Below are 11237 nucleotides of genomic sequence, written 5' to 3' on the forward strand. Positions count from 1 at the left end.
CGCGATCCCGTCACGGTGCTCCCGCCCCACTGGTTCAGATAGCGGCGGCCGCACGAGAGCGGCGCCCATCGGGAACCGGCGCGAGGAGTGGAGTGGTCATGACCCATCAGGTACTGGTGATCGGCGGAGGCTACGCGGGGCTCATGGCGGCGACCCGGGTCGCGCGGCGGACCCGGGGTGCCGACGTGCAGGTGACACTGGTCAACCGGATCGACCGGTTCGTCGAGCGGGTGCGGTTGCACCAGGCCGGATCGGGTGGGCCGACGCCTCGGTGGCTGCTCCGCGACGTGCTCGCCGGGACGGGGGTGCGCACAGTTGTCGCCGAGGTCACGGGCGTCGACCCGGAGCGGCGCACCGTCCACGCGCGGGCCGGGGGCGAGCCGGCCGACCTCGCCTACGACACCCTGGTGTACGCGCCGGGCAGCGGGGCCGACCGGGGTGCCGTCCCCGGCGCGGCCGAGTACGCCCACACCCTCGCGGAGGTCACCGGCGCCGACGGCCTCGCCGCGCGGGTGCCCGCGCTCGCCGCGGCGGGCGGCACCCTCGCCGTGGTCGGCGGGGGGCTCACCGGGATCGAGGCGGCCACCGAACTCGCCGAGGCCCACCCCGGCCTGGCGGTGCGCATGGTCACCGGCGGCGGACTGGGCGCCGGCCTGTCGGAGCGGGGGCGCGCCCACGTCCGCCGCGTCCTCGGCCGCCTCGGCGTCCGGTTGAGCGAGCACGCCAGGGTCGCCGCGGTGACCGAGGAGGGTCTGGTGCTGGACGACGGCACGCCGATCGCCGCCGACGCGGTCGTGTGGAACGCCGGCTTCACGGTGCCCGCGATGGCGCGCGACGCCGGCCTGGACGTCGACGCGCGCGGCAGGGTCATCGTGGACGCCACCCAGCGCTCGGTGTCGCACCCGGACGTGTACGCGGTCGGCGACGCCGCGCGGGCCCTCGGGCGCGTCGGCGGTGAGCTGCGGATGGCGTGCGCGACGGGACTGCCCATGGGGGCGAAGGCCGCCGATGCGATCGCCGCCCGGATCGCGGGGCGGGTGCCGAGGCCGCTGGCGTTCCGCTACTACATCCAGTGCATCAGCCTGGGGCGGCGCGACGGGCTCATCCAGTTCGTGCACGCCGACGACGCCCCGACCCCCGTCGTCCTCACCGGCCGCCTCGGCGCGCTGGTGAAGGAGGCGGTGGTGCGCGGCGCCTCGATCGCCGCACGGGCACCGTACCTGCGCCGGGGCCGCCGCACCGCACCGGAGCCCGCGGCGCGTGCAGCGGCCGGGCGGTGACCGCGGGGCGGCGGCCCTGCCCGGATCTGATCGCCGTGGCGGGGCCCGCCGTTCGCCGCCCTACACCCCGTCCGGCCCTTGGCCGGATCCCTCGTCCCGCGTCCCGCCGGGTGGGAGGCCGTGCCGCCAGCCCTGCTCGACCGACGCGCGGCACCGGTCGGGGTGGTCCCCCGCGCCGGTGAACAGCGCGGTCAGCATGGGCACCCCGTGGTCGAGGGCCCGGCGGGGCAGCGGGCCGTTGGCGACCAGGGACGCCAGCCCGTGGCCCATGGTCCAGCTCTGGACCGCCAGTTCCAGCGGGTCGGTCCCGGCGCGGAAGCGTCCGGCGCCGGTGGCCCGCCGGACGGCGTCGACCAGGTGCTCCAGGGTCGCGTCCGCTGCTTCGGGCGTGTCGAGTGCGAAGCTCGCGTCGAACATGACCCGGTACAGGTCGGGGTGGTCCAGTGCGTTGCCGAGGTAGCCGGCGACCATGGCGGCCAGGTCCCGCACCGGGTCGGCGGACGCCGGCAGCGCCGCGAACCGCGCCTCCAGGCGGGTGAAGCCCTCCTGGCGCAGCGCGGTCCACACGCCGTCCATGCCGCCGAAGTGGGTGTAGACGGCCATGGTCGATACACGGGTGCCCGCCACCAGCGAGCGCAGGGTGATGGGTTCGCGGGTGCGGAGCATGTGTGCGGCCCGTTCGATGAGCAGGGTGCGGACCGCGGGGTCCTTCGTCCTCGCCATGACCCCAGAATACATAGCATTGCAATGCTATAGTTCTGGAATCCGAGATCCGCTCACGCGAGATCCCCCACGAAGGAGTCAGCATGGCCATCACCCTGGTGAACCCCGATGGACTGCCGAAGCCCGAGGTGTACCGGCAGATGTCGATCGCCACCGGCTCGCGCATGGTGTTCCTCGCCGGGCAGGTCGCCCGCGACGCCGACGGCGCCAGGATCGGCGCGGGCGACCTCGCCGCCCAGGTCGAGCAGTGCTACCTCAACGTCGGCACCGCACTGGCCGAGGCCGGCGGCTCCTTCGCCGACGTGGCGAAGCTGACCGTCTACGTCGTCGACTGGACCCCCGACAAGATTGCCGCGCTGGGCGAAGGGGTCTCCCGTGCCGCCGGGAGGCTGGGCGTCGTCCCGGTCCCGCCGATCACCCTGCTGGGTGTCGCCGCGCTCGGCGAGCCCGATCTCCTGGTGGAGGTCGAGGCCACCGCCGTCCTCGACTGAGCGGTAGCGCGGCGCCGCCCTCCCGGGTGCCGCCTCCCGGCGCGGAGATCTGGATGACGCGCGGCGGCGGGGGCCTCACTGCGCCGCGGGGTCGTCGCGGCGGGTGCGGTAGGAGCGCATCTTGTGGCGGGCGCCGCAGATGCTCATGCTGCACCACACGCTGTTGTTGGCGGGTGAGCGGTCGTAGAACAGCCACCGGCACTCCGGTGCGCGGCACACCTTGAGGCGGCCGCGGCGCCCGGCGAGTTCCTCGGTCGCCAGGGTCGCGAGCAGGCCGCCGACCAGGGCGCCGATCTCGTCCGTGCCCGTTTGCAGGAGTTCGGGCGGACCCGCCGGGCCCCACTGGGGCGGGGAGAGCACGCGCCGGGCGTGCTCGTTGAGCGTGCCCCGGACGCGCGCGGAGGCGTCGCCCTCGATGTGCCTGCGGATGGCTTCGCGCACGGCGACGAGGGAGTCGCGGGCCGCCTCGTCGACCAGCCCGGTGCCCGCCAGCCACCCGCCGTCGTGCAGCCACGCCCGGGTGCCCTCCAGGGTGGCGAACGCGTCCTCGCCGTAGAGGAAGCGCGCGGAGTTGCAGAACGCTTCGACCCGCTCCAGGGCGCCGGGGGCGGCCGGCCGTGTGTAGCTCACCCGACCATGTTACCGCCTAAGTGTTGATAGAGGTAACTTCGCCTGTTACCGTCTTACGCATTCAGAGAGTAACGATAATGGAGGCGGACACCATGGACTGGACGCTGGACGAGCACCTCGACACCCCCTCCGGGACGGTGCGCTGGGCGAGCTGGGGCGACGGCCCTCCCCTGGTCTTCCTGCACGGCACCCCCTTCTCCTCCTACGTGTGGCGCCGCCTCGCCGACCGGTTCGCCGCCACCCACCGCGTCTACGTCTGGGACATGCCGGGCTTCGGGCAGTCGGAGATGCGCGCGGGCCAGGACGTCTCCCTCGCCGCACAGCAGGGCGTGTTCACCCGCCTGCTGGCGCACTGGGGGCTGCGCGAACCGGCCGTCGTCGCCCACGACTTCGGCGGCGCCGTCGCCCTGCGCACGGCCCTGCTCGACGGCGTCCGCTACGAGCGGCTGGCCCTGCTCGACGCGGTCAGCGTCCGCCCGTGGGGCACCGGCTACTTCCGCCTCATGCACGACAACCCGGAGGTGTTCGGCGCGCTCCCGGGGTACCTGCACCGGGCGATGGTGCGCGCGCACATCGCCACCGCAGCCCACACCGACCTCGGCGACACCCTGCTCGACCGGCTCCTCGAACCGTGGACCGGCGCGGCCGGGCAGGCGGCGTACACCGCCGTCGCCGCGCAGAACGACGAGCACGACACCGCCGAGGTGGAGGACCGCTACGCCGAACTGGACATGCCCGTGCTCATCGGGTGGGGACGCGAGGACCGGTGGCTCCCGGTCCCGCGCGCCGAGGACCTCGCGCGCCGCATCCCGCACGCGCAGTTGGCCTGGATCGAACGGGCGGGCCACCTGGTCCAGGAGGACGCCCCGGACCAGGTGGCCACCCTGCTCGCCGACTTCCTCGCCCGGCGCTGACGGTCAGCGGCGCTCCTTGAGGACCGTCGCGAGCGCGGCCACCGCGCGGCGGATCTCCGCCTCGGTGACCACCAGCGGCGGCGCGAGCCTGATGGTGGACCCGTGGGTGTCCTTGACCAGGATCCCCTCGGCGAGCAGCGCCTCGCTGATCTCCCGGCCGGTGCCGATGGCGGGGTCGATGTCGATGCCCGCCCACAGGCCCGCGCCGCGCACGGCGGTCACCCCCTGGCCGATGAGCCCGCGCAGCTCGCTGTGCAGGATCTCGCCCATCGCGGCGGCCTTGCGCTGCGGGCGGCCGCTCGCGAGCAGCGCCACCACCGCGCGGCCGACGGCGGCCGCGAGCGGGTTGCCGCCGAAGGTGCTGCCGTGCTGGCCGGGGCCGATGACACCGAGTACGTCGTGGTCGGCGACGACGGCCGACACCGGGACCACCCCGCCGCCCAGTGCCTTGCCCAGCAGGTACATGTCGGGGACGACGCCGCTGTGCTCGGCCGCGAAGGTCCGGCCGGTGCGGCCGAGCCCGGACTGGATCTCGTCGAGGATGAGCAGCGTGCCGCGCTCGGTGCAGATGCGGCGGACCTCGGGGAGGTAGTCGGGCGGCGGGACGACGACCCCGGCCTCGCCCTGGATGGGTTCGATGAGCACGGCGACGGTGGTGTCGTCCACCGCGGCGGCGAGCGCGGCGGCGTCGCCGTAGGGGGCGGAGCGGAATCCGGGCCCGAACGGGCCGAAGCCGTCGCGGGCCTCGGCGTCGTCGGAGAACCCGACGATGGTGGTGGTGCGGCCGTGGAAGTTGCCGTGGGCGACCACGATGGTGGCCTGGTCGGCGGGTACGCCCTTGACGTCGTACCCCCACTTGCGGGCGACCTTGATGCCGGTCTCGACCGCCTCGGCGCCGGTGTTCATCGGCAGCACCGTGTCCTTGCCGACGAGTTCGGCCAGCTCCGCGCAGAACGGGCCGAGCTGGTCGTGGTGGAACGCGCGGCTGGTGAGGGTGACCCGGCCCAGTTGCCGCTGCGCGGCGCGGATCAGCTCCGGGTGGCGGTGGCCGAAGTTCAGCGCGGAGTAGCCGGCGAGGAAGTCGAGGTACTCGCGGCCCTCGACGTCGGTGACCGTGACGCCCTCGGCACTGGCGACGACCACGGGCAGCGGGTGGTAGTTGTGCGCGCTGTGCTGCTCGGTGAGAGCGATCTGCTCCCGGCTCGTGGTGCGTGCCTCGGGCGTGACGGTCATGGGGCTCCCCCGGTCGGTGTCGTGCACTCGGATGCCCCGCACCCCGCGATCGGCGTCGCCCCCGCTGGCGATGCGCAGGCTCTCACCTGGAACAGTACGCGCGCGTGAGCCGTCGATCCAAGACGTGATCATTGCCTGGCACCGGCGTTTCGCTGCGTTGTGAGCGCATTCTCCGGCGGAATGCTGCGTCCGGGTCGGCGCGGGGCAGCGGCGGCCGTCGCGCCGCAGGGGACGCCGGCCGTCAGCCGACCGGAGCGGCCCCGGTCCGCTCGAACAACGGGGTCAGCACCAGAGTGGTCTTGGTGTGTGACACGTAGGACAGGGCCGTCAGCCGCTCCAGTACCTTCTCGAAGTGCCGGACGTCGGCCGCGCGGACCCGCAGCAGCGCCTGCGCCTCCCCCGTCACGGTGCACGCCGAGACCACCTCGGGGATGCCTTCGAGGTCGGTGGTGAGCACGGCGGGGCGCGGCTGCCCGCTGCAATGCAGTTCGATGTAGGCCTCCGTCCCCCACCCCATGGCCGCGGGGTCGACCTGCGCCGCGAAGCCCGTGATGGTGCCGCCTGCCACGAGCCGGTCGACCCGCCGCTTGGTGGCGGGCGCCGAAAGGCCCACTTCCTGGCCGATCGCTGCGAAGCTGCGGCGTCCTTCGCGCGTGAGAATCCGGATGATCTGCTCATCGAGCTGGTCCAGGCGCATACTTCCAGTCTGACCCAAACCCACGATCAGGGAAGGCCACCGGAGCCCCGGGAATCGGGCGTTGCGGGCCGGGGCGCCGAGGGGAGAGCCCGCCTCGGGCTGCCGCGGCCGTGTCGGGGGGAATCCGCGCTCGGGCGTGTCCCCCGGCTCCGCAACGGATCCGGCCGCCGGGACCCGCCCTTTCCCAGTGAGCAAGGGCGGCGGTCCCACTACTCTCGGAGGGAGCCGACCAGTGGGGGTCCGGGATGGGGAAGCTGATCTATTCGATGATCACGTCGCTCGACGGCTACGTGCGCGACGCCAACGGCGATTTCGGGTGGGGGGCTCCGGAGGAGGAGACCCACGCGTTCGTCAACGAGCAGTCGCGGTCGATCGGCACCTACCTCTACGGGCGCCGGATGTACGAGACCATGTCCTACTGGGAGACCGCGCACAAGGAGCCCGGCCAGCCCCCGTTCATCCTGGAGTACGCGCGCGTCTGGCAGGCGGCCGACAAGGTCGTCTACTCCACCACGCTGGACGCCGCCGTCAGCGAGCGCACCCGCATCGAGCGGTCGTTCGACCCGGAGGCGGTCCGCGCGCTGAAGGCCGAGTCGGAGCACGACCTCTCCGTCGACGGCCCCGTGCTCGCCGCGCAGGCCATCCGGGCCGGGCTGGTCGACGAGTACCAGCTCATCGTCGGCCCGGCGATCGTCGGCGGCGGCCACCGGTTCTTCCCCGACGGCGTCCGCGTCGACCTGGAGCTGCTCGACGAGCGCCGGTTCGGCAACGGCGTGGTCTTCTTGCGGTACGGCGTCGCGTAGCCGCCCCGCGGTACGACCGCCCCTCCCCGCCCTCGGCGCAGCGCTCCCGGTTCCCGCCGGAGTCCCGGCGTGCCACCGGTCGCCGTACGCGGGCCGTACACGGCGATGCCGTAGCCTGCCCGTGGTCGGCATCAGTGGTGCCGCTGTACGGGGAGGTCGAGGAGAGCGCAATGGATCGCACCGGTTTTCAGATCATGGTCCGCGGCAGGTTCGAGGGGCTGGCCGACGACGCGCGTGCAGGGCTGCTCGCCGAGGTCGCTGAGCACGACGTGTTCGCCGCCCGGTTCACCGAGGACGGCACCCTGACCTACGACGCCACGATCACCTGGTTCACCTTCCGCTACCTGGTGCACGCCGAGAACGCCGAATCGGCCGAGGCCACGGCCCTCGACCTGGCGACCACCGCCCTTTCCGGCGCCGGGCGCGCCCACGGCGACCTCCGGTGCACCACGACCGACATGGCACTGCTGAAGATCAACCGGAAGAAGTCCGCGTTCCGCTGAGCGATCGGGCGGGGCGCCGGGTCAGGGCGCTTCGGGGGCGGCCGGTTCGCGGTCCGGGCGGAAGTCCTCGATGTCGAACCCCGGCGCCTCGCCCACGGCCAGCCCGGCCGCCAGCGCGCCCTGGTAGGGGCCGAAGGTGAGCCCGCTCGCGCCGAGCCCGGTCGCGACCACCACGCCGGGCAGGTGCCGCGGCGTGCCGAGGATCGGCAGGCCGTCGCTGCTCCCGGGGCGGAATCCCACGCGCGTCTCCAGGACGGTGCCGTCGGCGGCCCCGGGCGCGGCGTCGAGCCCGGCGTCGAGGACCTCGCGCAGGCCCGCCGCCGTCACCCGGTGGTCGAAACCGGCCTCGGGTTCCCTGGTGCCGCTGAGCACCAGCCGGTTCGGGCCGAAGGTGAGCATGTACTGGTCGCGGTCCGAGAACCGGACGACCGGCCAGTCGGCGGTGCGGTGGCCGGGCAGGGCGAGGTGGGTGATCTGGCCGCGGACCGGGTGGACCGGGACGGCCACGTCGAACGGCGCGAGGAGCCGGGCGGTCCACGCCCCTGCCGCCACGATGACCGCGTCGGCGGGCAGGTCCTCGCCGTCGACCCGGACACCGCGCACGCCGCCGCTTCCCGCGAGGAGTTCGGCGGCGCCCGTGCGGTGGCGCATGCCCCGTTCCTCGGCGGCGTTGAACAGGGCGTCGCGGGCCATGCGGCCGTCGAGCCGGGCCATTCCCGCGACGCTCACACCGCTGTAGTGCTCGGGGAGGACGGGAAAGCGCCGGGCGGGCTCCCCAGCGGGCAGCCTGGCGACGTCGCCCATGCCCTCGTAGCCGGGCTGCGCGCCGAGCCGGCCGAGCATCGCGTGCTCCTGGTCGAGCCCGGGTTCGCTGCCGCTCACCGAGAGGCCGCCGACGACGTCGTAGCCGGGATCCCCGCCGTCGGCGGCGAGGTCCGCCATGAGCAGCGGGTAGTGCGCCGCGGCGGCGAAGGAGAACGCGCGCACCGGCTCCGGGTCCCACGGGAACGGCCAGGGGAACACGATGCCCGCTCCCGCGGCCGTGGCCTGGCCGCGCTCGGCGGCGTCGACCAGCGTGACGGATACCCCTCTGCGGCTGAGGTGGTAGGCGGCACTGGTGCCGACGATGCCCCCGCCGATGACGATGACGCGCATACCCGCCAGCCTGCCAAAGTCCGCCCGCGGACTCGACCTCGGCCCCGGCGCTGCGCGAGGACGGGTCGAGGTTCTCGGCCCGCGGGTGCACGGGCCCCGGTCCCGGAGTGGAACTGTCACAACCGGCAGTTCCAGCGAGATACTCGGCGGGTGTTCGAGAACTTCACCGCCGAGCAGATCCAGGTGGGCGACGCAACCATCTTCGTCCGCCATGGGGGCGAGGGCACGCCCGTGCTGCTGCTGCACGGGCACCCCAGGACCTCCGCGACCTGGCATCGCGTCGCTCCCCGGCTCGTCGAAAGCGGATTCCGGGTCATCTGCCCGGACCTGCGGGGCTACGGCCGCTCGCGCGGACCGGCCCGACCGCGGCCACGAAGAGGCGGATCGGCGCGCTGGACGGCGGCTGCGATGCCCGGCCCTGATCATGTGGTCCCTGCGGGACGACCTCGAAGACCTGTACGGCGACCCGGTGGAGATCTGGAGGGACTGGGCCGACGATGTGCGCGGCCAGGGCATCGACTCGGGCCACCACATGGCCGAGGAGGCCCCTGAGGCGGTTGCCTCGCGCCTGGCGGACTTCTTCGGCACCTGACCCCGCCGACACCGCACGCCACGGCGGCGCTCGACGTTTTCCCCGTCAGTCGGTGCGCACCCGTGTCGCCTGCACTGGGCCCCCGTACCGGGCGCGGCCGGTCATCCCTCCGCGAGCGCGCCGGTCACGATGGCCCGGGCGACGCCGTGGACGGCGTCCCTGGTGATGCTGTCGGGCGGCGCGGTGACCAGAGTGAACAGCGCGCCGCTGTAGAGGGCGATGAGCAGCGGGATCCTGTCCCGGGGGAAGGGGAGGTCCAGGTCGGTGTGCTGCCCGGTGGTGAACGCCGCCATGGCGCCCTCCATCTCCGCCAGGGCCGACGACAGCGCCGGGCGGCGGACGGCCTCCAGGCGGAGTTCGCACACCGCCAGGTACCGGCTGCGCAGCGTGGTCGCCGCTTCGAGCAGTGACCCGGTCAGCAGGTCGGCGAACTGCCCGAGCACGTCCGCAGTGGTGCGCGCCGGACCCGCTGCGGCGATCTCGTGCCGCCAGGTGTCGCGCTCCGTGTCGGCGGCGTGGAGTTCGGCGATGCGCTCGGCGGCGGCCAGCAGCAGCGCCTCCCGGCTGCGGAAGTAGTTCGACGCCGTGCCCGGCGGGAGCCCGGCGTGCTTCTCGACCGCGCGGTGGGTCAGCCCGTGCGCTCCGGACACCGCCAGCAGGTCGATCGCGGAATCGGTCAGGGCGCGGCGGCGGGCCGGGTTGGTCGGTGGCACCCGATCAGGCTAGCAGCAACCGTACTAGTACGGTCGTAGTGAATGGGGTCGCGCTCGGGCGCCCCGGTACGCGGAGGAGCGTCATGAGAGTCGTTGTGGTGGGCGCGGGCTTGGGCGGGGTGGCGGCCGCGGTGGCACTGCATCGCGGCGGTCACGAGGTCACGCTGTACGAGCGCGGTGCCGAGCTGCGCGAAGCGGGCACCGCCGTGGTGATCGCGCCCAACGGGGTCCGCGCCCTGGAGGCGCTGGGCGCACAGGACGCCGTGCGCGGCCGGGGGCTGCCCGGCGGCAGCGGTGGACTGCGCGACCGGCGCGGACGGCCGCTGCTCGTCACCGACCTGGCCCCGGCGCAGCGGCAGATCGGCACGATGGCGGTCGTGCACCGGACCGAGCTGCATCAGCAGCTGCGCGCCCCGCTGCCCGCCGAGCGGGTGCGCACCGGGATGCCGGTCGAGCGACTGGAATCCGACCCCGCCGGAGTGACGGTGATCAGCGGCGGCACCGCGGTCCGTAGGGCTGATGCCGTCATCGTCGCCGACGGCATCGGCAGCACCCTGCGCGGCCGGCTGTTCCCCGGCCACCCCGGTGTGCGGCGGGCCGGTCGCCTGGACCTCCGCGGCGTGCTGCCGCGGCCCACCGGCCTGGACGTGGCCGGCATCCTCGCCGGCATGCTGGTCGACCGGCGCACCGGGGCGATGTTCGGCCTCTTCCCCCTCGGCGAGGACCACCTCTACTGGTACACCGACTCGGCGCTGAGCGAGACGCCGACCGACCCGGGCGAGGCCCGCCTGGCGATGCTGTCCCTGATGGCGGACTGGCACCCGGCGGTCCCCGCGGTCATCGAGGCCACGCGGCCCGCCGACATCTACGCCGACGCGATCGCGCGCCTGGCCGAACCACTCCCCTCGTTCGCGCTCGGCAGGGTCGCGCTCCTCGGCGACGCCGCGCACGCCATGACACCCGATCTGGGTCAGGGCGCGAGCCAGGTCTTCGAGGACGCGGCCGCGCTGTCCCGGCACATGGCCGGTGCCGAACCGGCAGCGGCCGCCGAGCGGCTCCGGCGCTACGACGCCGAGCGCCGTCCCCGCGCCAACCGCATGATCGCGGCGTCGGCCCGGCAAGGACGGCTGACGGCCCTGACCGGCGGCACCGCGTGGTTGCGCGACACACTGCTCCGCGCGGTACCGGCCCGATTCGCCGCCCGCCGGCTCGCCGCCATCTGGCAGCTCTAGCGCGGTGAGCGAGACGGGCAGCCGCCCGGGGCACCCGCCGGGCGGACGCCCCTCGCCGCCCCGGCACGGTGGCCCGGCACGGTGGCCCGGCGGCCCTATGCGGTCCCGGCACTCCCCGCCGCGCGGCGGTAGGTGTTGATCAGGACGCCGGACGGTGTCGACCGTGTGGCGGCCGGGGAAGCTCCTATAGATCGTCAAGCGGTCTGTAGAAGCGGTTTGGCGGTGTGGATCACATGGGGTAGATGGCGGTAGATCTCGCGGGCGACGAACC

General features: G+C 74.1%; 13 protein-coding genes and 1 pseudogene. 8 read left to right on the plus strand and 6 right to left on the minus strand.

What is annotated here, in order from left to right; translation table 11 throughout:
* Positions 1–98 precede the first annotated feature (98 nt).
* Complete coding sequence (locus tag CLV63_RS31860) at positions 99–1280, plus strand: NAD(P)/FAD-dependent oxidoreductase (RefSeq protein WP_211301580.1); 1182 nt, start codon at positions 99–101, stop codon at positions 1278–1280.
* Between the two features lie 60 nt (positions 1281–1340).
* Here the strand turns inward: CLV63_RS31860 and CLV63_RS31865 are convergent, their stop codons facing one another.
* Positions 1341–2003, minus strand: a complete 663-nt coding sequence (locus CLV63_RS31865; protein WP_106586970.1) for a TetR/AcrR family transcriptional regulator — start codon at positions 2001–2003, stop codon at positions 1341–1343.
* Between the two features lie 83 nt (positions 2004–2086).
* On the opposite strand from CLV63_RS31865, the gene CLV63_RS31870 reads away from it, so the two are divergent.
* Complete coding sequence (locus CLV63_RS31870; protein ID WP_106586971.1) at positions 2087–2494, plus strand: RidA family protein; 408 nt, start codon at positions 2087–2089, stop codon at positions 2492–2494.
* A 75-nt stretch (positions 2495–2569) separates the two neighbouring features.
* On the opposite strand, the gene CLV63_RS31875 is transcribed toward CLV63_RS31870, so the two are convergent.
* Entirely contained in the window at positions 2570–3124 is a 555-nt protein-coding gene (locus CLV63_RS31875; protein WP_106586972.1) for a CGNR zinc finger domain-containing protein, read from the minus strand.
* Between the two features lie 77 nt (positions 3125–3201).
* Here CLV63_RS31875 and CLV63_RS31880 point away from each other — a divergent pair, with 77 nt between their 5' ends.
* A complete protein-coding gene (locus tag CLV63_RS31880; protein ID WP_245929269.1) occupies positions 3202–4038 on the plus strand; it encodes an alpha/beta fold hydrolase in 837 nt (278 codons plus the stop codon).
* A 3-nt stretch (positions 4039–4041) separates the two neighbouring features.
* Here the strand turns inward: CLV63_RS31880 and rocD are convergent, their stop codons facing one another.
* Positions 4042–5271 (minus strand): ornithine--oxo-acid transaminase, encoded by a 1230-nt coding sequence (gene rocD / locus CLV63_RS31885; RefSeq protein ID WP_106586973.1) that lies wholly within the window; start codon positions 5269–5271, stop codon positions 4042–4044.
* A gap of 241 nt (positions 5272–5512) precedes the next feature.
* Positions 5513–5968 carry an Lrp/AsnC family transcriptional regulator gene (locus tag CLV63_RS31890; RefSeq protein ID WP_106586974.1) on the minus strand — a complete coding sequence of 152 codons (456 nt, stop codon included), beginning with the start codon at positions 5966–5968 and terminating at the stop codon, positions 5513–5515.
* A gap of 245 nt (positions 5969–6213) precedes the next feature.
* Between CLV63_RS31890 and CLV63_RS31895 the strand changes: the two genes are divergently transcribed.
* Both CLV63_RS31895 and CLV63_RS31900 read left to right on the plus strand, forming a co-directional pair.
* Positions 6214–6771: a dihydrofolate reductase family protein gene (locus CLV63_RS31895; protein ID WP_106586975.1), complete on the plus strand. Its 558-nt coding sequence runs from the start codon at positions 6214–6216 to the stop codon at positions 6769–6771.
* A gap of 170 nt (positions 6772–6941) precedes the next feature.
* Positions 6942–7274, plus strand: coding sequence for a DUF6204 family protein (locus CLV63_RS31900; protein WP_106586976.1), 333 nt, complete (start codon positions 6942–6944; stop codon positions 7272–7274).
* 21 nt (positions 7275–7295) lie between these two features.
* Here CLV63_RS31900 and CLV63_RS31905 read toward each other — a convergent pair whose 3' ends face one another.
* A complete protein-coding gene (locus tag CLV63_RS31905; RefSeq protein ID WP_106586977.1) occupies positions 7296–8429 on the minus strand; it encodes an NAD(P)/FAD-dependent oxidoreductase in 1134 nt (377 codons plus the stop codon).
* Between the two features lie 231 nt (positions 8430–8660).
* Here CLV63_RS31905 and CLV63_RS34865 point away from each other — a divergent pair.
* Positions 8661–8735: pseudogene (locus tag CLV63_RS34865) on the plus strand (hypothetical protein); the annotation flags it as partial.
* A gap of 118 nt (positions 8736–8853) precedes the next feature.
* A complete protein-coding gene (locus CLV63_RS34870; protein ID WP_245929272.1) occupies positions 8854–9021 on the plus strand; it encodes a hypothetical protein in 168 nt (55 codons plus the stop codon).
* A 101-nt stretch (positions 9022–9122) separates the two neighbouring features.
* On the opposite strand, the gene CLV63_RS31915 is transcribed toward CLV63_RS34870, so the two are convergent.
* Positions 9123–9734 (minus strand): TetR/AcrR family transcriptional regulator, encoded by a 612-nt coding sequence (locus tag CLV63_RS31915; protein ID WP_106586978.1) that lies wholly within the window; start codon positions 9732–9734, stop codon positions 9123–9125.
* Positions 9735–9817: 83 nt separating this feature from the next.
* Between CLV63_RS31915 and CLV63_RS31920 the strand changes: the two genes are divergently transcribed.
* A complete protein-coding gene (locus CLV63_RS31920; protein WP_106586979.1) occupies positions 9818–10966 on the plus strand; it encodes an FAD-dependent monooxygenase in 1149 nt (382 codons plus the stop codon).
* Positions 10967–11237: the final 271 nt, after the last annotated feature.

Source organism: Murinocardiopsis flavida, from assembly GCF_003014485.1.
GTDB classification, from domain to species: Bacteria; Actinomycetota; Actinomycetes; order Streptosporangiales; family Streptosporangiaceae; genus Murinocardiopsis; species Murinocardiopsis flavida.

Excerpts from the sequence above, each read along its gene's own strand:
- CLV63_RS31890 (WP_106586974.1), bottom strand. The coding sequence starts at position 5,968 with ATGCGCCTGGACCAGCTCGATGAGCAGATCATCCGGATTCTCACGCGC.
- CLV63_RS31920 (WP_106586979.1), top strand. The coding sequence starts at position 9,818 with ATGAGAGTCGTTGTGGTGGGCGCGGGCTTGGGCGGGGTGGCGGCCGCG.
- CLV63_RS31860 (WP_211301580.1), top strand. The coding sequence starts at position 99 with ATGACCCATCAGGTACTGGTGATCGGCGGAGGCTACGCGGGGCTCATG.
- CLV63_RS31905 (WP_106586977.1), bottom strand. The coding sequence starts at position 8,429 with ATGCGCGTCATCGTCATCGGCGGGGGCATCGTCGGCACCAGTGCCGCC.
- CLV63_RS31880 (WP_245929269.1), top strand. The coding sequence starts at position 3,202 with ATGGAGGCGGACACCATGGACTGGACGCTGGACGAGCACCTCGACACC.
- CLV63_RS31865 (WP_106586970.1), bottom strand. The coding sequence starts at position 2,003 with ATGGCGAGGACGAAGGACCCCGCGGTCCGCACCCTGCTCATCGAACGG.
- CLV63_RS31895 (WP_106586975.1), top strand. The coding sequence starts at position 6,214 with ATGGGGAAGCTGATCTATTCGATGATCACGTCGCTCGACGGCTACGTG.
- CLV63_RS31900 (WP_106586976.1), top strand. The coding sequence starts at position 6,942 with ATGGATCGCACCGGTTTTCAGATCATGGTCCGCGGCAGGTTCGAGGGG.
- rocD (WP_106586973.1), bottom strand. The coding sequence starts at position 5,271 with ATGACCGTCACGCCCGAGGCACGCACCACGAGCCGGGAGCAGATCGCT.
- CLV63_RS31870 (WP_106586971.1), top strand. The coding sequence starts at position 2,087 with ATGGCCATCACCCTGGTGAACCCCGATGGACTGCCGAAGCCCGAGGTG.
- CLV63_RS34870 (WP_245929272.1), top strand. The coding sequence starts at position 8,854 with ATGTGGTCCCTGCGGGACGACCTCGAAGACCTGTACGGCGACCCGGTG.